General features: G+C 65.1%; 1 protein-coding gene. It reads right to left on the bottom strand.

Annotated elements, in window-relative coordinates; translation table 11 throughout:
- Positions 1–238: hypothetical protein (locus KVT28_RS26750; protein WP_217551341.1), on the bottom strand; the 238-nt coding region annotated here is incomplete at both ends.

Below are 238 nucleotides of genomic sequence, written 5' to 3'. Positions count from 1 at the left end.
CAGCAGCGGGCCGGGATGGGCCCGGTTGAGGATCGGCACCTCGATCTTGGCGCAGCCGGAGTTGAACGTTCCGGCCACCGCCATGACGGACGTGTTCGTCGCGTACAAGCGAGCGTTGGTGGCGCACTTCGCCGTGTCCCACCCGCCCGTCTGTGCGGTCGAGTCGTCACAGGACTGGTACCCGAACGTGTAGCTGCCCGCCTTGAAGCTTTTCTGCTGAGCTGCCCAAATCATCGCG

This window comes from Pantoea sp. GbtcB22, assembly GCF_019091025.1.
GTDB classification, from domain to species: Bacteria; Pseudomonadota; Gammaproteobacteria; order Enterobacterales; family Enterobacteriaceae; genus Pantoea; species Pantoea leporis.
Note: the sequence above shows the minus strand (reverse complement) of the source record. Positions and strands in the feature narration are given on the sequence as shown.